This window comes from Streptomyces sp. NBRC 110611 (assembly GCF_001590865.1).
Classification (GTDB): domain Bacteria; phylum Actinomycetota; class Actinomycetes; order Streptomycetales; family Streptomycetaceae; genus Streptomyces.
Genome location: NZ_BBUY01000005.1, coordinates 71,960 through 94,015, shown reverse-complemented (window position 1 = coordinate 94,015; position 22,056 = coordinate 71,960). Strand labels below are relative to the sequence as shown.

The following is a 22,056-nucleotide window of genomic DNA, read 5'->3' as shown; positions in this document are numbered from 1 at the left end:
CTGGCGTCCTGCGGTCCGCCCCCTCCCGTGGGGGTGGGTGGACCTCTCGCTTCTGTCGTCAACCATGCTGCCGGACCCTCGCCGTCGCGGCCGCTCGCCGTTGCGGCAGGAGGGGGCCGCAGGAGTGCGGCGGATGGACTACCGCGGCCCGTACTTCCGCCCCGTCCGGGACGAAAGTCCGCCCAGCACCCCCCGCGGCGTCAGCTTCACCGCGCCCATCAGGGCCTTGTAGCGCGGGTCGGGGATGGACACCGACTTCCCGCGCACCAGGTCCTTCATCGCCGCGTCCACCAGCTTGTCCGCGTCCAGCCACATCCAGCCGGGGATGTTGTCCGTGCCCATCCCGGCCCGCTGGTGGAACTCGGTCCGTACGAAGCCGGGGCACAGCGCCATCAGCCGTACCCCGCTGCCCGCCAGGTCGCGCGCGGCGCCCTGGGTGAACTGCACGACCCATGCCTTGCTCGCGCCGTAGGTGCCGCGTGGGAGGAACGCCGCCACCGATGCCACATTGACCACCGCACCGCGCCGCCGCTCCCGCATCCCGCGCACCGCGGCGGTGGTGAGCCGCAGCACCGCCTCGCAGTGGACCTTGAGCATCGCCAGCTCATCGGCCATCGGGACCTCCAGGTATTCGCCCTTGTTGCCGAAGCCGGCGTTGTTCACCAGCAGGTCGACCGGACGCCTGGTGTCCGAGAGCCGTGCTTCGAGCGCCGCGATACCGTCCTCCGTCGACAGATCGGCGCGCAGCACCTCCGCCTCGATGGCGTGCCGGTCGTGCAATTCGGTTGCCTGCTCGCGCAGTCGCTTCTCGTCGCGTGCCACCAGCACCACGTTGTGGCCGTCGCTCGCCAGCCGCCGGGCGAACGCCGCCCCGATGCCCGCCGTCGCACCCGTGATCAATGCAGTCGTCATACGGGCACGCTATCCGGCGCCCTACGGGCACGCTATCCGCCCGGGCGCGGACGGGTGCCGCCTGCCGGGACCGGGCGGCGGCCTGCCGGGCTTCGCCGTGCATCCGCCGCGTCCGCCGCGCATCCGCCGCGCGTCCGCCGCGCTCGGCCTCCGCTCAACCGGCGTTCTTCTCAAGGTACTTCAGCGCTGCCCGGCGCCCCGCCCCGGCCAGCGCCTCGCCCGCCTCCAGCAGCCGGGGCAGCAGCTCCCGGCGGGTCGTCAGGGCCTGGAACATCAGCCCGACCGTCACCTCGTGATCCGGGCGGTACACCCGCTCCACGGTGTCCCCACCGCGGATCTCGCCCGGCTCGATCACCCGCAGGTACGCGCCGGGCACCCCGGCCTCGGTGAACCGCCGGACCCAGCCGTGCTCGCCGAGCCACCCCTGGAACGTGCGGCAGGGGATGCGCGGACAGCTCACTTCGAGCAGCAGCCGCGGGCCGACCCGCCAGCGGTCGCCGATCCGGGCGGTGGTGATGTCCACGCCGGAGGTGGTGAGGTTCTCGCCGAAGCACCCGTTGGGCAGCGTCCGGCCGAGCGCCTGCTCCCAGTCGTCCAGGTCCTCGCGGGCGTAGGCGTACACGGCCTGGTCGTCGCCGCCGTGATGGCGCAGATCGGCCACCGTGTCACCGGCCAGTCCGCTGCCGCCGACGCCCTCGGGGCCGGGTGCGGCGACCGCCACCGGGCCCGTCACGGGCCGCTTGTCGATGCCGGTGCCGCCCTCGGCGGCCGTGTGCTCGGACGGTGTGGCCTTCCCGAGGTTCACGGTCAGCACCTTCATGGCGTCGATGGCCTCCGTGGACGTCGTGTCGTCCATCCTTCGCTCCCTTGTCATGGTCCGGACCCGCCCGCACCCACCCACCCCAGCCGAACGACGGGCATCAGAGCAACCCCTGTTCCGCGCAATCCCCGGCTTCGCACACCCCCGGCTCCGCACAACCCCCTTCTCCACCTGTTCCACGTGACCCGTCCCGCCGTCCCACCCCAAAGCGACAGAGCGGATTTTCGTGATCTATCCAAGCCCCGCTTATACTTGAACCATGATCGAGGCCCGTCATCTCCGTGTGCTGCGCGCCGTCGCGCAGACCGGTTCGTTCTCCGGTGCGGCGCGCGAGCTGGGCTGCACCCAGCCCGCCATCAGCCAGCAGATGAAGGCCCTGGAGCAGTCCGCCGGCACTCCGCTGCTGGTCCGGGCCGGCCGTGAGATGCGGCTGACGCAGGCCGGCGAGGCGCTCGTACGGCATGCCGTCGGCATCCTGGCCGGGCTCACCGCGGCGGAGGAGGAGGTCGCGGCCATCGCCGGCCTGCGGGCGGGGCGGGTGCGGCTGGTGTCGTTCCCGTCGGGCAGTTCGACGCTGGTGCCGACCGCCCTGGCCAGGATGCGGGCCGCGCACCCGGGTACCCGGGTCTCGCTGGTCGAGGCCGAGCCGCCGCGCTCGATCGAGATGCTGCGCAACGGTGACTGCGAGATCGCGCTGGCCTTCCGCTACCCGGAGGTGCGCGGTGCGGACCCGGCGGCCTGCGCGGAGTGGGACGACCTGGTGGCGCGGCCGATTCTGGCGGACCGGCTGATCGGCCTGGTGCCGGACGGCCACCGGCTGGCGAAGGCGGAGACCGTGCGGTTCGCGGAGCTGGCGGACGAGCCGTGGATCGCCGGGTGCCCCCGGTGCCGCAGGCACCTCGTGGAGGTCTGTGAGAGTGCGGGCTTCACCCCGCGTATCGACTTCGCGACCGATGACTACCCGGCGGTGATCGGACTGGTCGGCGCGGGGCTGGGGGTGGCCGCGCTGCCCGAGCTGACGCTGGAGTCGGTGCGTCCGAAGAGGGCCACGGCGGTGCGGCTGGAACCTGCCGTACAGCGGGAGATCGTCGCGCTGACGCTGCCGGATCTGGCGCATGTGCCCGCTGTCGAGGCGACGCTCGACCAGCTGGTGAACGCGGCGGGCCGGCGCGCGCGTACGGCCGTCGGTGAGGGCCGTTAGGCCATTGGTGGTACGGGGCGGTCGGCGGAGGTGACACACCTGCCGTTCCCGGCTGCCCGCTCGTGCGAAGGAACGTTTCTTCCCGAGGGGGTCTCCAGACCGCTCTCAGGGGCCGGCGACGCCCGGGTCGCCGGAGGCGGCGGAGGTGGCGGGGATCAGCCGGTGGCGGGCCCGGCCCATCAGCTCCTCGCGCTCGTCCTCGGTCAGGCCGCCCCAGACCCCGTAGGGCTCGCGGACGGCCAGTGCGTGCGCCGCACACTCGGCCCGTACGGGGCAGCGCATACACACCTCCTTAGCCGATTGCTCACGCGCGCTGCGGGCCGCTCCACGCTCGCCCTCGGGGTGGAAGAAGAGCGAGCTGTCCACGCCGCGGCAGGCGGCCAGCAGCTGCCAGTCCCAGAGGTCTGCGTTCGGGCCCGGGAGGCGGGAGAAATCTGCCATTGCTTGTCCCCTCGACGCGATGCTGATTCGGGCTCGGTGCTCACGACCGTACATCTACTATCGAAGTAGATGTAAATATGACTCATTGCGAATCTAGTCATAGTTACCGCGAAAATGGAAGAAAGGGAGCCAAATAGGGCATAGGGTGCACGCGCGGATGCCGGTTGGTCCGCCAGTCGCCTGCGTATCCGGCTCCTCACGGAGCGTGCTGAATACGGTCAGCGAAGCCGTAACTCTTTCGAGTGACCGTCGTTGAGTGTGCGGAGGCGGTTGGCAGAGGTAGCCCTCGGGCAGGTGTCCGAGGCGGCCGTCAATCGCACAGGTGACGATACGTACCAGCCTGGAGGCTCAAGGTGACGCGCATCAGCTGCGGAGGGCGGTCATGACATCCGTCCTCGTCTGCGACGACTCCCCGCTTGCCCGAGAGGCGCTCCGTCGGGCGGTTGCGACCGTGCCCGGCGTCGAGCGTGTGACGACCGCGGCCAACGGCGAGGAAGTCCTCCGCCGCTGGGGTGCCGATCGCTCGGACCTGATTCTGATGGACGTACGGATGCCCGGTCTCGGCGGTGTCGAGACCGTGCGCCGGCTGCTGTCCGCCGACCCCGGCGCCCGGATCATCATGCTCACGGTGGCCGAGGACCTCGACGGCGTCGCGCTCGCGGTCGCCGCCGGCGCCCGCGGCTATCTGCACAAGGACGCCTCGCGCGCCGAGCTGCGGGCGACGGTGACCCAGGCGCTCGCCGATCCGACGTGGCGGCTCGCCCCGCGCCGGCTGCGGTCCGCCGAGATGGGTGCCGCGCCGACGCTCACCGCGCGGGAGATCCAGGTGCTGGAGGGCATGAGTCACGGCCGCTCGAACGCCGAGATCGGCCGTGAGCTGTTCCTGTCGGAGGACACCGTCAAGACGCACGCCCGGCGGCTCTTCAAGAAGCTCGGCGCCTCGGACCGGGCACACGCGGTGGCCCTGGGCTTCCGCTGGGGACTGGTGCGCTGACCGGCCGCGCGAGCGGGTTACGGCCCGCTGCGCACGCGGGGTTGCGACCTGCCGTGCGAACGCCGCGGCCTGCTGTGCAAACGGGGTTACGACGCCCGCCCGCCGAACGGGCAGGGCATGTCGTAACCCCGCCGCGTCGACGCCGGCGCCGAAACCTCACGGGATGCCGCATCCTTGGAGGTGTGACTCCTCCCCGGCGGAGGCCGGGGCTTCTCACTCGGCCAGAAGAGACCTCTATGACGGACAAGCCCTGCCCGGTGCCGTACGGCACGGAGACAAGCTACCGGCGAGGGCTTGTGGTCGGTATGGGTACAACCCGAACGGGGGAGGCGTGGAACGTGAGTGCCGGCACGACGGTTCGTAACGGTTCGGGGCGCAACGACGGGGGCGGCGTCACCGACAGCGCCGCACCGAGGCACCATGGTGCGATGCGCGATGACGGGAGACAGGAGATCGGCGATCTCGTCGCACGCGCCGTGGAGGGTGACCAGCAGGCCACCCACGACCTGCTGGCCCATGTGCATCCCCTGGCCCTGCGCTACTGCCGGACCCGCCTGTCGCGGCTGCCGGGTGATGCCCGGCACTTCGTCGAGGATCTGGCGCAGGAGGTGTGCGTCGCGGTGCTGTGCGCGCTGCCGCGCTACCGCGACACCGGCAAGCCGTTCGAGGCGTTCGTCTTCGCCATCGCCGCCCACAAGGTCGCCGATCTGCAGCGCGCCGCGATGCGGCATCCCGGCAGTACGGCCGTGCCGTCCGACGAGATGCCCGAGCAGCCGGACGACTCCCTCGGGCCCGAGGAGCGGGCGCTGCTGAGCAGCGATGCCGAGTGGGCCAAGAAGCTGCTGGCGAATCTGCCGGAGAACCAGCGCGAGCTGGTCCTGCTGCGGGTCGCCGTCGGGCTGACAGCCGAGGAGACCGGGCAGATGCTGGGAATGTCACCGGGCGCGGTCCGGGTCGCCCAGCACCGCGCGCTGAGCAGGCTGCGGGCGCTCGCCGAGCAGTGAGCCGAGCAGTGACGTGACCGTGGCGCGGGATCCGTGCCCGGAAGGGGCGGCGTGACGCCGTCGTGGACGACCGGCGTGATGTCGCCGTAGGAAAACACAAGTGACGAGGCCCTCATCGCTCGTGGATTGGGACACTTCTCTAGGCCGTTAGCATGGGAGTCCGCGCTGAGGCAAGAGCATTGGGGAAGGTGTCATGAGTGACAACGTCGACGGTATGCCCGCCAAATTCGCCATGCTCGGCCTGACATACGACGACGTACTGCTGCTGCCCGGTGCGTCGGAGGTGCTGCCGAACGCGGTGAGCACCGCCTCCCGGGTCTCGCGGAACGTCACGGTCAACATCCCGCTGCTCTCCGCGGCGATGGACAAGGTCACCGAGGCGCGGATGGCCATCGCCATGGCCCGGCAGGGCGGCGCGGGCGTCCTCCACCGCAACCTCTCCATCGAGGACCAGGCCAACCAGGTCGACCTGGTCAAGCGCTCCGAGTCGGGCATGGTCACCGACCCGATCACGGTCCGCCCGGACGCCGAGCTGGCCGAGGCCGACGCGCTCTGCGCCAAGTTCCGGATCAGCGGGGTGCCGGTCACCGACGCCGCCGGCAAGCTGCTGGGCATCGTCACCAACCGCGACATGGCCTTCGAGATGGACCGCAGCCGTCAGGTCCGCGAGGTCATGACGCCGATGCCGCTGGTCACCGGCAAGGTGGGCATCTCCGGCGAGGACGCCATCGAGCTGCTGCGCCGCCACAAGATCGAGAAGCTGCCGCTGGTCGACGATGCGGGCGTGCTCAAGGGCCTGATCACGGTCAAGGACTTCGTCAAGGCCGAGAAGTACCCGAACGCCGCCAAGGACGCCGAGGGCCGGCTGGTCGTCGGTGCCGCGGTGGGCGTCGGCGACGCCGCGTACGAACGGGCGCAGGCGCTGGTGGAGGCCGGTGCCGACTTCCTCGTCGTGGACAGCGCGCACGGCCACAGCCGCGGCATCCTCGACATGATCGCCAAGGTCAAGTCCAACATCAGCGTCGATGTCGTCGGCGGCAACGTCGCCACCCGCGACGGCGCCCAGGCGCTGATCGACGCGGGCGCCGACGGCATCAAGGTCGGCGTCGGCCCCGGCTCCATCTGCACCACCCGCGTCGTCGCCGGCGTCGGCGTCCCGCAGGTCACCGCGATCTACGAGGCCGCGCAGGCCGCGCACGCGGCGGGGGTGCCGCTGATCGGTGACGGCGGTCTGCAGTTCTCCGGCGACATCGCCAAGGCCATCGCGGCCGGCGCGGACACCGTCATGCTGGGCTCGCTGCTGGCCGGCTGCGAGGAGTCGCCCGGCGAGATGGTCTTCATCAACGGCAAGCAGTTCAAGTCGTACCGCGGTATGGGCTCGCTGGGCGCGATGCAGTCCCGCGGCCAGGGCCGGTCCTTCTCCAAGGACCGCTACTTCCAGGACAACGTCCTCTCCGAGGACAAGCTGGTGCCCGAGGGCATCGAGGGCCAGGTGCCCTACCGCGGCCCGCTCGCCTCGGTCGCCCACCAGCTCGTCGGCGGCCTGCGCGCCTCCATGGGCTACGTCGGCGCCGCCGACATCCCCGAGCTCAAGGAGAAGGGCCGCTTCGTCCGGATCACGGCGGCGGGCCTGAAGGAGTCGCACCCGCACGACGTCCAGATGATCACCGAGGCGCCGAACTACTCGGGGCGCTGAGCCTCCGGGCGGGTATCGAGCCTCAGGGTGGGCCAGGGTGGGGTGTTGCGGACTTCACTCAGGTGCTCGCCGAGGACGGAAGCACCGGATGCGCCCCCAGTGTCCCCGGTCGGGGATACTGGGGGCGTATCCGTAGGAAGGGCCAATCACAGTGACTGAGATCGAGATCGGGCGCGGCAAGCGCGGCCGCCGGGCATACGCATTCGACGACATCGCCGTCGTACCCAGTCGCCGCACCCGCGACCCGAAGGAGGTCTCGATCGCCTGGCAGATCGATGCCTACCGCTTCGAGCTGCCGTTCCTGGCGGCGCCGATGGACTCGGTGGTCTCGCCGCAGACCGCGATCCGCATCGGCGAGCTGGGCGGCCTGGGCGTCCTCAACCTTGAGGGGCTGTGGACCCGCTACGAGGACCCGGAGCCGCTGCTCGCCGAGATCGCGGAGCTGGACGAGGAGGCCGCCACCCGCCGCCTTCAGGAGATCTACGCCGCGCCGATCAAGGAAGAGCTGATCGGGCAGCGCATCAAGGAGGTGCGCGACTCCGGTGTGGTCACCGCCGCGGCGCTGTCGCCGCAGCGCACCGCCCAGTTCTCCAAGGCCGTGGTGGACGCCGGTGTCGACATCTTCGTGATCCGCGGCACGACCGTCTCCGCCGAGCACGTCTCGTCCGCGGCCGAGCCGCTCAACCTCAAGCAGTTCATCTACGAGCTGGACGTCCCGGTGATCGTCGGCGGCTGCGCCACCTACACCGCGGCCCTGCACCTGATGCGGACCGGCGCGGCCGGTGTGCTGGTGGGCTTCGGCGGCGGTGCCGCGCACACCACCCGGAACGTGCTGGGCATCCAGGTCCCGATGGCGACCGCGGTCGCCGATGTCGCGGCGGCCCGCCGGGACTACATGGACGAGTCCGGCGGCCGGTACGTCCACGTCATCGCGGACGGCGGGGTGGGCTGGTCCGGCGACCTCCCGAAGGCGATCGCCTGCGGCGCGGACGCGGTGATGATGGGCTCGCCCCTGGCGCGGGCGACGGACGCACCGGGGCACGGCTACCACTGGGGCATGGAGGCGGTCCACGAGGACGTGCCGCGCGGCAAGCGGATGAACCTGGGCGCGGTCGGCACGACCGAGGAGATCCTGCTGGGCCCGTCCTCGACCCCCGACGGCTCGATGAACTTCTTCGGAGCGCTGCGCCGGGCGATGGCGACCACGGGCTACTCCGAGCTGAAGGAGTTCCAGCGGGTCGAGGTGACGGTCGCACCGCGGCGGTGAGCCGTCGGACGCGGTAGGCCGTAGGACCTACGAGCCGTAGACCCACGAGGGCCGGTCATCCAGGGGGTGACCGGCCCTTTCGCATGCCCAACAGGGCTGGTGGGGGCGCGTTTTGCGGGGGCAGGGGCGCGTGGTTGCGTTCAGCGTGAGTGTGGGCTGAACGGGTGTAGCAGGGCGGTAGTGTCCATGCTCGGCGACCCGCTCTCTGGGGCGCCCCCTTCCAAGGAGCACGTACCGGACCCTTTGCCCGGGGGCCCGGCCCGAAGCTCCAGTGGACCGTCCAACCGGGTCAATGGGCGGCGTCATGGAAGGGGGCGTGCCCATGGGCCGTCACCGCAAGCCCACTCGCTGGGATCAGATTCGGCTTCGGCTGGTGAAGTTCCGGAGGAGGTGGATCTTGCGGATGTACGGCCGGTGAGCGGCCGCCCCTCCGAGAGTTAGGGGCGGACACCCGTAATCCGGCCAGGAGCCTGCCGCAGTACCCGCTGCGGTGGGCTCCACCTTTTTTGCGGTGATGGTGAGCGGCCGCCCCCATACAAGGTAGGGGCGGACACCCGCGATCCAGCCAGTACGGTACCCGTGGCAGGGCCCGGGTGCCACCAGCTCCGGAGTCCGGGCGGCCGTTGCGCGCCCCTGTCACAGCCGATGCGCCGCCCCCGCCGGCGTCGCTCCCCGCGTGTCCAGCAGCAGCTGGGCCTTGACCGAGAGGCCCTGGAGGTCGTAGGTGCGGTGGGCCTGGAGAAGGACCGTCAGGTCGGCCGCGGCGGCGGTCTCGTAGAGGGAGTCCGCGCGGGGGACGGGGCGGCCCTGGACCTGCCAGTGGGGGACGTAGGGGTCGTGGTACGTGACGTGTGCGCCCAGTTCCCGCAGGTGGGAGGCGATCTCCCGGGCCGGGGAGCCGGTCTGGTCGGTGGTGTCGGGTTTGTAGGTGACGCCCAGCAGGAGGATCCGGGCGCCGCGCGCGGACTTGCCGTGTTCGTTGAGGAGGGCGGCGCAGCGCTGGATGACGTACCGGGGCATCCGGCCGTTGACGTCCCGGGCCAGTTCGACCAGGCGGAGCGGCGGGGTCGGTGGGCGTCCGGCCGGTGAACGCCCTTGGGCGGGGCGGCTGTTGGGGTCCACGGGGGTGGTGTGGCCGCCGACGCCCGGGCCGGGCCGGAAGGACTGGAATCCGAACGGCTTGGTCTCCGCGCAGCGGATGACGTCCCACAGGTCGACGCCGAGGTCGTGGCAGAGCACCGCCATCTCGTTGACCAGGGCGATGTTGACGTGCCGGAAGTTGGTCTCCAGCACCTTGGTCATCTCCGCCTCGCGCGGGCCCCGGGCCCGTACGACCTTGTCGGTGAGCCGGCCGTAGAACGTCGCGGCCGCCTCCGTGCAGGCGGGGGTGAGTCCGCCGATGACCCTGGGGGTGTTGGTGTAGCAGTGGGTGCGGTTGCCGGGGTCGTGGCGCGCGGGTGCGCAGGCGAGGTGGAAGTCGCGGCCGGCGGTGAGGCCGGAGCCCGCTTCGAGGAGGGGGCGCAGGAATTCCTCGGTGGTGCCCGGGTAGGCGGTGGATTCCAGGATGACGGTGGTGTGCGGGCGCAGCTGGGCGGCGAGGACGCGCGCGGCGTCGGCGACGGCCGTGAGGTCGAGGGCGCGGTCCTCGCGGGGCGGGGTGGGCGCGCAGATGACGGCGGTACGGACCCGGCCGAGGGTGGCGGGGTCGGTGGTGGTGCGGAAGCCGGCCGCGAGCAGGCGGCGGAACTCGGTGGCGGACAGCGGTCCGTCGGCGCAGGAGAGGGCGGTGGCGCGCGGGTCGGGGTCGTAACCGAGGGTGCCGATACCGGCGGTGGTGGCGGCTCGGGCGAGGGGGAGACCGAGGTGACCGAGTCCGATGACGGCGAGATCTGCGGGCATGCTGCGGCCGTCCTTCCCGAGTGACAGCGGCTGACTGCGGTCTGACGTATGCGAATAGTGCATAAGTAGACTAAACGGATATTTGGCCCAGAATGGGGATTGATGGATCGGTACCGCCGGGTGTTGCCGCCGTGAGCGGAGGGTGGGCAGCGGCACGTGGCGCCGTCAGAATCGAACGTGCGGGGGTGTCGCCCCCGACCACAGTGGCCCCGACGGCAGCGGGAGGCAGCGGTGAGGACAGCGACACTGGGACCGGCGCAGCGGGCCGAGGCGCTCGCCCGAATGGCGGAGCGGGAGCTGGACATTCTCGTGGTCGGCGGCGGCGTCGTCGGTGCGGGAACCGCGCTGGACGCGGCGACCCGGGGCCTGTTCACCGGTCTGGTGGAGGCCCGGGACTGGGCGTCGGGCACGTCCAGCCGGTCGAGCAAGCTCATCCACGGCGGTCTGCGCTACCTGGAGATGCTGGACTTCGCGCTGGTACGGGAGGCGCTGAAGGAGCGCGGGCTGCTGCTGCAGCGGCTCGCGCCGCACCTGGTGAAGCCGGTGCCGTTCCTCTATCCGCTGGCGCACCGGGGGTGGGAGCGCTGGTACGCGGGCTCCGGCGTGGCGCTGTACGACGCGATGTCGGTCTCGTCCGGCCACGGCCGCGGCCTGCCCGTCCACCGGCACCTCTCGCACAAACGCGCACTCCAGGTCGCGCCCTGCCTGAAGAAGGACGCACTGGTCGGCGCCCTCCAGTACTACGACGCCCAGATGGACGACGCCCGGTATGTGATGACGATCGTGCGGACGGCCGCCGCGTACGGCGCACAGGTCGCCAATCGCGCCCGCGTGGTGGGGTTTCTGCGCGAGGGCGAGCGGGTGGTCGGCGCGCGGGTGCAGGACGTCGAGACGGGCGGCGAGTACGAGATCCGGGCCCGGCAGATCGTCAACGCCACCGGGGTGTGGACGGACGACACCCAGGCGCTGATCGGGGAGCGCGGGCAGTTCCACGTACGGGCCTCCAAGGGGATCCACCTGGTCGTCCCGAAGGACCGCATCCACTCCACGACCGGGCTGATCCTGCGTACCGAGAAGAGCGTGCTGTTCGTCATCCCGTGGGGGCGGCACTGGATCGTGGGCACGACGGACACCGACTGGGATCTGGACAAGGCGCACCCGGCGGCGTCCAGCGCGGATATCGACTACCTGCTGGAGCACGTCAACTCGGTGCTGGCGACCCCGCTGACCAGGGATGACGTACAGGGTGTGTACGCCGGGCTGCGGCCGCTGCTGGCGGGGGAGTCGGATGCCACCAGCAAGCTGTCGCGCGAGCACACGGTCGCGCATCCGGTGCCGGGGCTGGTGGTGATCGCCGGCGGCAAGTACACGACGTACCGGGTGATGGCCAAGGACGCCGTCGACGAGGCGGTGCACGGGCTCGACCAGAGGGTCGCGGAGTGCGTCACGGAGGACGTCCCGCTGGCCGGAGCCGAGGGCTACAAGGCGCTGTGGAACGCGCGGGCCCGGATCGCGGCGCGCACCGGGCTGCATGTGGCGCGGATAGAGCATCTGTTGAACCGCTACGGCTCGCTCGCCGAGGAGCTGCTGGAACTGGTCGTCGCCGATCCCGCCCTCGGCGAACCGCTGGCCGCCGCGGACGACTACCTGCGCGCCGAGGTGGTGTACGCCTGTACGCACGAGGGCGCGCGGCACCTGGACGACGTGCTGACGCGCCGTACCCGGATCTCGATCGAGACCTTCGACCGGGGCACCCGCAGCGCCTCGGAGGCGGCCGCCCTGATGGCTCCCGCACTGGGCTGGGACGAGGAGCAGATCGCGAAGGAGATCGCGCACTACGAGAAGCGGGTGGAGGCGGAGCGCGAATCGCAGCGGCAGCCGGACGATCTGACGGCGGATGCGGCGCGGCTGGGCGCGCCCGACATCGTGCCGCTCTGAAGCTCCCTCCTCGGCTTCTCTTCAGATCCCCTTCGGATCCCCTCGGGTCTCCTCTGCGCGTCCCTCTTCACGTCCCTCTTCTCCTTCCTGCTCAGCTCCCTCTTCAGCTCTCTTGTGCCTTCCGGCGCCTACCCGGGCCTTTCGCATGGCCGCGGATGAGAGAGAATGAAGGCTCTGCCAGGGTGGGTTGTCCGAGTTGGGTCAGTTTGATGATTGATGCGACATCAAAGCTGCCAACTCGGCTGGATTGCCGAGGGGATTCAGTGGGCGACGAGGTCGAGATGGACGGCACGGAGGGCAGGCTGCTCGCCGGCCGGTACCGGCTCGCCGATGTCCTCGGCCGGGGTGGCATGGGCACCGTCTGGCGGGCACGCGACGAGGTCCTGGGCCGCACGGTCGCAGTCAAGGAGCTGCGCTTCCCGGGCGGGGTCGACGAGGACGAGAAACGCCGCCTGATCACCCGTACGCTGCGGGAGGCCAAGGCGATCGCCCGGATCCGCAACAACGGTGCGGTGACGGTCTACGACGTGGTCGACGAGGACGACCGGCCGTGGATCGTGATGGAGCTGGTCGAGGGCCGCTCGCTGGCCGAGGTGGTCCGAGACGACGGACCGCTGACCCCGCGCCGCGCCGCCGAGGTGGGCCTGGCCGTGCTCGACGTGCTGCGGGCCGCGCACGGCGTGGGCATCCTGCACCGCGATGTGAAGCCGTCCAACGTCCTGATGTCCGACGACGGCCGGGTCGTGCTGACCGACTTCGGTATCGCCCAGGTCGAGGGCGACCCCTCCGTGACCTCGACCGGCATGCTCGTCGGCGCCCCTTCCTACATCTCCCCTGAGCGCGCCCGCGGTCAGCGGCCCGGGCCGCCGGCCGACCTGTGGTCGCTGGGCGGGCTGCTGTACGCCTGCGTCGAGGGCGTGCCCCCGTACGACAAGGGCTCGGCGATCGCCACGCTGACGGCGGTGATGACCGAGCCGGTGGAGCCGCCGAAGAGCGCCGGCGCACTGGAAGAGGTGCTGTACGGCCTGCTGGTGAAGGACCCGGACGCCCGGCTGGACGACGCGGGTGCGCGGGCGCTGCTGCTGGACGTCATCCACGCCCCGGAGGAGGCCGCTCCCGAGCCGCCGGTGGACGCGACGCGGGCGATGGCGCTGCCGGTAGTGCCCGGGGAACGGACCGACGCCAAGAGCACCGGGGGCGCCAAGAGCACCAGGGGCATCAAGGGCGCCAAGGGCATCAAGGGCGCTCAGGGCGCGTCGAAGCCGGCGGCCGAACCCAAGAGCCGGGGGCCGAAGGCGAAGCCGGCGGAGGAGGGCGGGAGCGCGGCCGGGAGCCGGGGGACGTCGTCCGGGAGTGGCAGCGGTAGCGCGTCCGGCGCCGGCAGGGCCGGTACGAAGACGACGGCGGCCGGTGTGAAAGCGAAGACCGGCGCTGCCAAGGGTGCCGGTGCTGCGGGTGCTGCCGGTGTCAACGCCTCGGTGGGCGCGCCGAAGCGCCCGGCGAACGGGAAGAAGGCGGCCGCGGGTGCCACGGGCTCGTCCGCCGTGGGTGCTGCGAAGAACGCCAGGGACGAGAAGAACGCCAGGGACGCGAAGAAGACGGCCGGAGGCGGTACGGCCGGGGGCGGTGCGGCCAGGAGCGGTGCGGCCGGGGACCGTACGGTGGCGGGCCGCCCGGCGAGCGCCGCCCGCCCGGCCTTTGCCGACGCCGCCGATGCCGCCAAGGAGCGGCTGCGCGGCGCCCTGCAGTCCGTGCGCAACGCCGCCGTGGCGGCCCGTACGGAGTCCAGAACCGAGTCCAGACCCGGAGACGGGAACCGCCCGTCCGTCCCGCGCGCGCCGCTGACCGATGTGGTCCCGCGCCGCACGCTGATCACTGTGGCCGTGGCCGTGGTCGTCGTCCTGGCCGTCCTCGGCACGATCCTGGCCGTCACGCTGAGCGGCGACGACGAGAGCGGCGCCGCGGCCGGCCGCGACGGCCGGACGTCCCCCGCCGCCAAGGCCGGCCCTTCGGCCGGCGAGGCCGATGCGTCCGGCACGAAGGGCGACGAGGACACCGACGGGCCCGGCACGGGCGCGCAGCGGCCCGGCTCCACCACCGGCGACGGCGCGGGCGGCAAGGGCGAGAAGGACGATGACGACGGCGCGGACGGTGACGGCGGCAAGGACGGCAAGGACGGCAAGGGCGGGAAGCTGCCGGACGGCTTCGCCGAGCTGGTCAACGACACCTTCCACTTCCGCATGGCGATGCCCAAGGGCTTCCACCAGACCGACACCGCCGGCGACAACTCCGGCGCCATATACAGCGCCTCGGGCGGATTCCCGCGCGTTCAGATCGACTACAACGCCAAGCCCGGCAAGGACGCGGCGGCCGCCTGGCGCAGCCTGGAGCCGAGTGTGCGCGACTCCAGCGACGACTACCACCGCATCGACATCAAGCCGGTGAAGTGGCGGGGCTACCCGACCGTCGCCGACTGGTCGTTCACGCGCTCGCAGAAGGGCGAGAAGGTGCGGATACTCAACCGCGGGTTCCGCGCCGACGACGACCACGGCTACGCCATCATGATCACCTGCACGGCGGACACCTGGTCGGCGAAGGAATGCCAGCAGGTGATCGCGACCGCGTTCAAGACCTTCGCGATCAAGGACTAGGGACTTCCGGGGCGGGCCCACGGAGATCACGGAGACGGGCCCTGGACCGACTGGGCCCGGCCCGGGCGGAAGGACGGAGACGGCGCGCGCGTCGTTCGGCCGAGCGGACCGCAACCGCCGGTGCGGGCACGTATCGTGAGCGGCATCCGCGCCGGTGGTCGGCTCCGGCGTGAGGGTGGACAGAGCGCGCGCTGCGGGGAGGCGTCGTGGACGAGTACGCAGGACGAGTGCTCGCCGAGCGCTACCGCCTGCCCGTACACCCCTTCGGCAGCAACAACGTCCCCGGCAACGGCTTCCCCGGCAACAACTTCCCTGGCAACAACTTCCCTGGCAACGGCTTCCCCGGCAACGACGTCAGCGGCAGCAACGGCGAGGGGGGCGGCGGCGGCTTCGCCGAGGGCGATGTCACCGAGACCCGGGCGTTCGACACGTACAGCGGGCAGGAGGTCCTGGTCCGCCAGGTGCCGCTGCCGGAGGTCGTCGAGGCGGAGGTCGTGGGCGCGGGTGCGGTGGGGGCCATGGGGGCCGGAGCCATGGACGCGGAGGCGGCCGGGGCCGCCGACCGCCGCCCCGGTGGCGGCTTCGGCACCGGCCGGCCCGGCCGGGGCGCGGACCGCAGTCCCCGGGACCCTGTGGTACGGCGCGCCCTGGAGGCCGCCACGACCGTGGCGCAGCTGCCCGACCACCCGAGGCTGGAGCAGGTCTTCGACGTCTTCGTGCAGGACGGCAGCCTCTGGATCGTCGGCGAACTCCTCACCGCCCGCCCGCTGACCGCGCTGCTCGCCGAGCGCCCGCTGTCCGCGCACCGCGCCACGGAGATCGCCGCCGACCTGCTGACCGCACTGCGCGTGCTGCACGCGGACGGCCTGCTGCACCGCAACATCACCGCCCGTACGGTCCTGATCTGCGACGACGGCCGCGCCATCCTGACCGGTCTGGCGGCCGGCGCGGCCCAGGAGGCGCTGTGCGGATACGATTCGCCGCCCGGCGCGGACGCCGCGGCAGGGCCAGGGGCGGGGCCGGGGACAGGAGCGGGGACGGAGACGGGGGCAGGGACGGAGGGGGAGGCAGGGGCCGAGGCTGCGGCCGCGGCCTCGGGCAGGATCTCCCTGTCCAAGCCGTCCCCCGCGCCCGACGACACCGCCACCCCTGGTACTGACACCGCGACAGCCACCGCCTACGGCCGCCCCACCACCGCACTCGCCGCCGAGCGGGCCCGGCAGGCGCGGCTGACCGTCGTCGGCCCGGTCACCGAGCGCTGGGCGCCGGAACAGGCCGGACCGCCGTACGAGAACGGGGAGCGGGCGCTGCCGGTGGGCCCGGCCACCGACCTCTGGGCGGTCGGCGCGCTGCTCTTCCGCGGCGTCCAGGGGCACCCACCATTCCCTGAGGACAGCGTCGCCGAACTGGCGCGGCTGGTCCGCTCCCAGCCACCGGTCCCGGCCGGGGAGTGCGGGGCGCTGCGGCCCGTCGTCGAGTCCCTGCTGAGCCGGGATCCGGCCGACCGCCCGGACGCCGAGGAGCTGCACCGCCAACTGCGCGCGCTGCTCCGTACGGCGCCCGAGCCGGAGGTGGGCCGTCGGCTGGTGACGATGCCCGCGCTGGAGCCGGGCGGCGCCGCGCGGCGGTTGCCGATCCTGCGCCGCAGAGGCGAACTCGTCCTCCGGGGAAGGACCGGGAGGAGCCGGGCCGCCGCCCGCCGTGCGGCGCCCGCACAGCCGTCCCGCGCACGCCGGACCGCCGCCGCCACCATCGCACCGGCACCGCCCGGGCCGCGCACGCCTGCCCCGCGCACCTCCGGCCCCCGCCGTCCGGCACCGCCCACCGAGCAGACCTTCCCTCCCCCAAGCTCAAAGGAGCAGGGGGGACCCCCATCTCCGCCACGCTCCCCGAAGCAGCCAAAGCAACCAAAGCAACCAAAGCAACCGAAGCAGTTGAGGGAGCCGAAGCCGTTCCGGGCGTCCCGTCCGGCCGCCCGTCCGGCGCGCACCGACGTGTGGGCCGGACCGCCCGGACCGGCCGGACGGTCCAGGACAACGGACCGGGACCTGTACGAGCAGCAGATGCTGGGTCAGGTCGATGTCGGCACGGCCGTACGGCCCGCCCGCCCGGCACGGAGCGGTACCCCGCGCCACCTCGGCCGGATCCTGCTCACCGTGATCCTGCTGCTCCTCGTCTGCGCGGTGGTCTACGCGACGGCGTTCATGCCGAAGGCCGGCCGGGACGCGGAGTCCGGCGGGCCCGGCGCGGACCGCGCGGCCACCTCCGGCGCGGCCCCCGGCGGCAACCCCGCCCCTTCCAGCGGCCAGGAGGACGGCGGCCAGGGCGGTGACCGGGACGGCGACCCGCCCGGTACCGGTACCACCGCCCCACGGCCCACCGCGTCCGCCGGCCTCGCCAAGGGCTTCGGGCTGCGCACCGACCCCAAGGGCTTCCAGATCGCCGTCCCCACGGACTGGCAGCGGCGCGGCGCGAACAACCAGAGCCAGGTGCGGTACGTCGGCAAAGGCGCTCACGAGCTGCTGATCGTGCCCGGCCGCGACACCGCGGCGAGGTTCGGCACGGACCCGCTGGCCTACCTCCAGAACAAGGAGCCCGAACTCGCCCCGTACCGCAGCTCCGGCTGGGCCACCGCCTCCGGCCTACGGCGGATCGACGTCGGTACGACGGCCATGGCGGAGGGCGCCTTCAGCTGGCGTGACACCAGCGGCCGCGAGGTCTACGTACGCAATCTCGCCCTGATCCACCACGGCCGCTACCACCTGGTCCTGGTCATCGGCCCGGACACCGGCCGCCAGGAGACGGACCGGCTGTACGAACAGGCGACCAGCTCCTACCGCCCACGCTGAGGTCCCCTGCCCCGTAACACGCCCCGGTGCCGGTGCCGGTGCCGGTGCTGGTGCCGATGCCGATGCCGATGTCGACGCCGTCGCCTTGTCGCCCCTGGGGATCCGGCCTAGCCTCATTTCCTGACGATGCATCAGGTAGTGGCTGGATGCGGATGTGGAGGGGGATGGGGACCCGATGGATCTCTCCTGCACGCCGGAAGAGGAGGACTTCCGGGCCCGGTTGCGGCGGTGGCTCGCCGAGGTGCTGCCCGGGCTCCCGGCGAAGCCCGCCGCGACCGACTGGCCGGGCCGCCGGGCGTACGACGCGGCCTGGCAGCGGAGGCTGTACGACGCCGGGTACGCGGAAGTGCGCTGGGACGCCGATCCGGCCCGTCGGCTGATCCTCCTGGAGGAGACCGAGCGCGCCGGTGCGCCCTACGTGGGCGCGAACTTCGTCGGGCTGCTGCACGCCGGGCCGACGATCGCGGCGGAGGGTACCGACCGGCAGCGGCGGCGCTGGCTGCCGCCGATCCTGCGCGGTGACGAGATCTGGTGCCAGGGCTTCAGCGAACCGGACGCCGGATCGGACCTCGCCGCGCTGCGCACGAGGGCGGTACGGGACGGCGAGACGTACGTGATCAGCGGCGCCAAGATCTGGACCTCGCACGCCGAGGTCGCCGACTGGTGCGAACTGCTGGTCCGCACCGACCCCGATGCCCCGAAGCACCGGGGCCTGACCTGGCTGGCCATGCCCATGGACGCGCCCGGTGTCACGGTCCGGCCGTTGCGTACCCTCGCCGGGTCGGCCGAGTTCGCCGAGGTCTTCCTCGACGAGGTGCGGGTCCCGGTCGCCAACCGGGTGGGGGCGGAGAACGACGGCTGGCGGGTGTCGATGGTGACGCTGTCCTTCGAGCGCGGTACGGCGTTCGTGGGCGAGGTCGTGGCCTGCCGTCGGGTGCTCGGTGAACTCGCCCGTGCGGCACACGGGAACGGCCGCTGGGGCGACGCGGTGCTGCGCCGCAGGCTGGGCAGGCTGAGCGCCGAGTTCACCGCCCTGTGGCGGCTCATCCAGTGGAACGTCAGCGCGTTCCGGGACGCCGGGGGCCCGCCCGGCGCTGGGAGCCCGCCCGGCGCCGGGGGTCCCCCCTGCCCCTTTGAGCTCGGGGGAGGTTCGGTCTTCAAGCTGCGCTACTCGCACGCCCGCCAGGAGCTGTACGACGCGGCCGCCGAGGTGCTGGGCGCGGGCGCGCTGGACGCCGGCCACCCCTGGGTCGCGGACCGGCTCTCCTCCCTCTCGTACACCATCGCCGCCGGTACGTCGCAGATCCAGCAGAACATCGTCGCCGAGCGGATCCTCGGCCTGCCGAAGGGGCGGTGAGCGGCCGGTGCACTTCCAACTCACCGACGATCAGCGGGCGTTGCGCAACGGGATCCGGGAAATGCTGGCCGGCTGGTTCGGCCGCGACCGGCTGCGGGCGGCCGTGGACGACCCGGTACTGGACCGCGCGCTGTGGCGGGAGCTGGGCGCGGCCGGGCTCTTCGCGCTGCGGCTGCCCGAGGCGGCCGGCGGGGTGGGGCTGGGGCTGCCGGAAGCGGTGCTGACCCTTGAGGAGACCGGGCGGGTGCTGCTGCCGGGGCCGGTGGTGGCGTGCCAGCTGCTGGCCGGGGTCGTGGCGGGGGTCGCGGACGGCGACCGGATCGTCGGACTGTGCGACGGTGCGGCGGAGCCGGTGCTGTGGGAACACCCGGAGGACTGCGATGAGTTGATCTTGCTGGACTCCCCGGACTCGCTGGAGGGGTCTGGGGGCGCGCAGGGGCGCACACGCGAGGCATACCGCGTATGCCGGAGCCCGGCAGGCCAGGTTGCCCGCACCCCCTGGACCTCGGTCGACCCCCTCACCCCACTCGCCGCTGTCATCACCACCACCGCCGTCACCGCTTCCGCCACCGCCACCGTCACCGACCCGTCGCGCGGCGCACCCCTGGTGGCCGGCCTGGACGTACCCCGGCTGCGCCGCGAGGCCGCACTGCTCACCGCCGCGCAGCAACTGGGCAGTGCGGCCCGGACGGTCGAGATGGCGGTCGCCCATGCCCGCGAGCGCACCCAGTTCGGCGCTCCCATCGGCTCCTTCCAGGCGGTCAAGCATCTGTGTGCGCAGATGCTCGTACGTACGGAAATCGCCAGAAGTGCCGTATACGCGGCGGCGGTCACCGGCGATTCCCTGGACATCGCGGGCGCCAAACTGCTCGCCGACGAGGCCGCCGTACGCAACGCCCGGGACTGCCTCCAGGTCCACGGCGGCATGGGCTTCACCTGGGAGGCGGATGTCCATCTGCACCTCAAGCGGGCCTGGTTGCGGGCCGAGCGCTGGGGCGCGGCGCGCGAGGCGGAGGAGCGTCTGGCGGCGGGCCTGATCGCCGGAGAAGCCGGCACCGGCTGACGGACCGGCGCCGGCATCGGCTGACGGGCCGGCGCCGGCTGAGCGAGAGGGCTGGGCGCCGGCCCGATGTCAGACTCCGCCAACCCGTGTGCGAAATGTCGGACTCACCACGCAGAAGTGGTCACGGAGGGTCGATATCGGGTTGTGTCCGAGGCGTGACTCGTCACAGGGGGGAGTCGGCGTCCCGCTCAGGTACGCTCCGTTGGGTGCGAGTGGTTCTATGGCGCAACGAACCCGGTGTCGACCCCATGGCGACTCCGGGGTACGGACTGCGCGCCGCTCGCCTTGGGCGAGGGCCCGGCAACCCCCCTTGTTCGACTCCCCGCAAAGTGCGTCGCACAGTATGCAGCATGCATACTCCCTTGCGCTGGAATATGCCCGAAGCGCTTGTTGGGGTGACTGAACGTCAACCATGCTGTGCCTCACTGGGGTCACGCACTGTGACTCCGTGGAGGCGCGAGGCGATGTTTCCGCCGGTTCGGATGGTGTGAGCGGTGCAGGTGCTTCAGGTGCAGTTGGACGTAGGGCCCGACCCCGCGGAGGTGGGCCGGGCTCGGCGATGGGCCCGGTCGCGGCTCGTGGGGTCCGGCATAGGGCCCGATGAACCACTCGCGGAGACGCTGATCCTGCTGATCTCCGAGCTCGTCACCAACGCCGTGGTGCACACCGGAGCGGCGGCCGTACTGCGAATGTGCTTCTCCGGGGCGGGCGCCGTGGTCGGCACCGTCCGGGTGGAGGTGGCGGACGCCAGCGCCCGCCCGCCGCGCCAGCGGCACGCCGACGGCGACGACACCAACGGCCGCGGCCTGGAGCTGGTCGACGGTCTGGCGGACCGCTGGGGCTGGCAGCAGGAGGGGGCCGGCAAGCGCATCTGGTGCGAAGTGGACCGCGGTCAGCCGGTGCTGGTGGCGAGCGCGACCGGCACGGAGCTGGGACGGCTGAGCTCCGTCGCACGGTGAGAGCCCGTCGGCTCAGAAAGCTTCCTTGGCCGCCGACCGACTCAGAAAGCTTCCGGGCCGCCGGCCGGCTCACAGAATCGCCACGGGCGCGACCGGTGCGCCGGACCCGCCGACGAATGGTTCCGCCACCGCGACCAGGAAGAACGCCCAGCGGCCCGCCTCCGCGCAGGCCCGCGACAGCTCCTCCAGATTCCAGTTCTGCCCCTGCGGCATGCCCATCTCGACCAGATGGAGCGCGTGCACCGGCAGCCACAGGTTCTCGATCTCCGGCGGGAAGATCTCGAACGTCAAGGTGTCGTTGGCGACCGCCGCGACGTCCCGCGCGTGGAACCACTCCGGCGTGCGCAGCGACAGGCCCGGTGACGGGAACGCGTACGCCCGCCGGTCCCCGGCCAGGTAGTGCCGCAGTTGACCGGTCCGTACGAGGACGATGTCGCCGGCCCGGACCGTCGTACCCGCCAGCTCCTCCGCGGCGTCCAGATCCTCCGGTGTGACGGCGTGCCCGCCGGGCAGCCGGTCGGTGCCGTGCACCCGGGCCACGTCCAGCAGGACGCCGCGGGAGGCGATCGGGGTGGCCTTCTCGATGCCGAGGACGGTGGCGCCGCCGTGTGCGGTGATCGAGTCGGCGGCGCGGTTGTTGTAGAGCCGCCCGGAGTGTGAGACATGGGCGAGGCCGTCCCAGTGGGTGGCGGCCTGGAGGCCCATGGTGACCATGTCGTCCGAGGTCGCGACCGTATCCGGGCCGAAGATCTCCTGATTGATCGCGGTCATCGTGTGCAGCGGATTGATGCGCCCGGGGATCATCCCGGTCTGCACCCCGTCCTGCCGGAGCGGGAGGGCGAGGGGGATGCGGCGTCCCGTGCGGGTGGTGCCGGCGGCGGCCTTGCGCACCACCTCGTCGGTGATCAGGTTCAGCGTGCCGATCTCATCGTCCGTCCCCCAACGCCCCCAGTTGTTCACGCGTTTGGCGATGTCATGGAACTCCCGCGGCAGGGGCATGGGGTC

Annotated in this window: 16 protein-coding genes; 11 read left to right on the top strand and 5 right to left on the bottom strand. The window is 72.2% G+C overall.

Annotated elements, in window-relative coordinates; genetic code table 11:
* Positions 1-138 precede the first annotated feature (138 nt).
* Complete coding sequence (locus AZE13_RS13710; RefSeq protein ID WP_066930777.1) at positions 139-912, bottom strand: SDR family NAD(P)-dependent oxidoreductase; 774 nt, start codon at positions 910-912, stop codon at positions 139-141.
* Between the two features lie 154 nt (positions 913-1,066).
* Positions 1,067-1,732 (bottom strand): MOSC domain-containing protein, encoded by a 666-nt coding sequence (locus AZE13_RS13705; protein ID WP_066931386.1) that lies wholly within the window; start codon positions 1,730-1,732, stop codon positions 1,067-1,069.
* Positions 1,733-1,991: 259 nt separating this feature from the next.
* On the opposite strand from AZE13_RS13705, the gene AZE13_RS13700 reads away from it, so the two are divergent.
* On the top strand, positions 1,992-2,933 hold the full coding sequence (locus AZE13_RS13700; RefSeq protein ID WP_066930775.1) for a LysR family transcriptional regulator: 942 nt from the start codon (positions 1,992-1,994) through the stop codon (positions 2,931-2,933).
* 105 nt (positions 2,934-3,038) lie between these two features.
* Here the strand turns inward: AZE13_RS13700 and AZE13_RS13695 are convergent, their stop codons facing one another.
* On the bottom strand, positions 3,039-3,374 hold the full coding sequence (locus tag AZE13_RS13695) for a WhiB family transcriptional regulator (RefSeq protein ID WP_066930773.1): 336 nt from the start codon (positions 3,372-3,374) through the stop codon (positions 3,039-3,041).
* 382 nt (positions 3,375-3,756) lie between these two features.
* Here AZE13_RS13695 and AZE13_RS13690 point away from each other — a divergent pair, with 382 nt between their 5' ends.
* The 4 genes from AZE13_RS13690 to AZE13_RS13675 all read left to right on the top strand — a co-directional run bounded on the left by AZE13_RS13690 (position 3,757) and on the right by AZE13_RS13675 (position 8,335).
* Positions 3,757-4,368 (top strand): response regulator transcription factor, encoded by a 612-nt coding sequence (locus AZE13_RS13690; RefSeq protein ID WP_003948568.1) that lies wholly within the window; start codon positions 3,757-3,759, stop codon positions 4,366-4,368.
* 428 nt (positions 4,369-4,796) lie between these two features.
* Positions 4,797-5,372 carry a sigma-70 family RNA polymerase sigma factor gene (locus AZE13_RS13685; RefSeq protein ID WP_066930771.1) on the top strand — a complete coding sequence of 192 codons (576 nt, stop codon included), beginning with the start codon at positions 4,797-4,799 and terminating at the stop codon, positions 5,370-5,372.
* Between the two features lie 193 nt (positions 5,373-5,565).
* Positions 5,566-7,068, top strand: coding sequence for an IMP dehydrogenase (gene guaB, locus AZE13_RS13680; protein WP_066930769.1), 1,503 nt, complete (start codon positions 5,566-5,568; stop codon positions 7,066-7,068).
* A gap of 151 nt (positions 7,069-7,219) precedes the next feature.
* Positions 7,220-8,335 carry a GuaB3 family IMP dehydrogenase-related protein gene (locus AZE13_RS13675; RefSeq protein ID WP_066930767.1) on the top strand — a complete coding sequence of 372 codons (1,116 nt, stop codon included), beginning with the start codon at positions 7,220-7,222 and terminating at the stop codon, positions 8,333-8,335.
* A 636-nt stretch (positions 8,336-8,971) separates the two neighbouring features.
* On the opposite strand, the gene AZE13_RS13670 is transcribed toward AZE13_RS13675, so the two are convergent.
* Positions 8,972-10,234, bottom strand: coding sequence for a nucleotide sugar dehydrogenase (locus AZE13_RS13670; RefSeq protein WP_066930765.1), 1,263 nt, complete (start codon positions 10,232-10,234; stop codon positions 8,972-8,974).
* Between the two features lie 231 nt (positions 10,235-10,465).
* Between AZE13_RS13670 and AZE13_RS13665 the strand changes: the two genes are divergently transcribed.
* The 6 genes from AZE13_RS13665 to AZE13_RS13640 all read left to right on the top strand — a co-directional run bounded on the left by AZE13_RS13665 (position 10,466) and on the right by AZE13_RS13640 (position 21,051).
* A complete protein-coding gene (locus AZE13_RS13665) occupies positions 10,466-12,172 on the top strand; it encodes a glycerol-3-phosphate dehydrogenase/oxidase (RefSeq protein ID WP_066930763.1) in 1,707 nt (568 codons plus the stop codon).
* 263 nt (positions 12,173-12,435) lie between these two features.
* The gene (locus tag AZE13_RS13660) at positions 12,436-14,823 is read left to right on the top strand and encodes a serine/threonine-protein kinase (protein ID WP_066930761.1); all 2,388 of its coding nucleotides are present in this window, start codon (positions 12,436-12,438) and stop codon (positions 14,821-14,823) included.
* Positions 14,824-15,029: 206 nt separating this feature from the next.
* Positions 15,030-17,672, top strand: a complete 2,643-nt coding sequence (locus AZE13_RS13655) for a protein kinase (protein WP_258527786.1) — start codon at positions 15,030-15,032, stop codon at positions 17,670-17,672.
* Between the two features lie 175 nt (positions 17,673-17,847).
* Positions 17,848-19,029 (top strand): acyl-CoA dehydrogenase family protein, encoded by a 1,182-nt coding sequence (locus AZE13_RS13650; protein WP_066930757.1) that lies wholly within the window; start codon positions 17,848-17,850, stop codon positions 19,027-19,029.
* A 7-nt stretch (positions 19,030-19,036) separates the two neighbouring features.
* The gene (locus tag AZE13_RS13645; RefSeq protein ID WP_066930754.1) at positions 19,037-20,092 is read left to right on the top strand and encodes an acyl-CoA dehydrogenase family protein; all 1,056 of its coding nucleotides are present in this window, start codon (positions 19,037-19,039) and stop codon (positions 20,090-20,092) included.
* Positions 20,093-20,586: 494 nt separating this feature from the next.
* Positions 20,587-21,051 carry an ATP-binding protein gene (locus tag AZE13_RS13640; RefSeq protein ID WP_079123975.1) on the top strand — a complete coding sequence of 155 codons (465 nt, stop codon included), beginning with the start codon at positions 20,587-20,589 and terminating at the stop codon, positions 21,049-21,051.
* A gap of 69 nt (positions 21,052-21,120) precedes the next feature.
* Here AZE13_RS13640 and AZE13_RS13635 read toward each other — a convergent pair whose 3' ends face one another.
* Positions 21,121-22,050, bottom strand: coding sequence for a cyclase family protein (locus tag AZE13_RS13635; protein ID WP_066930753.1), 930 nt, complete (start codon positions 22,048-22,050; stop codon positions 21,121-21,123).
* Positions 22,051-22,056: the final 6 nt, after the last annotated feature.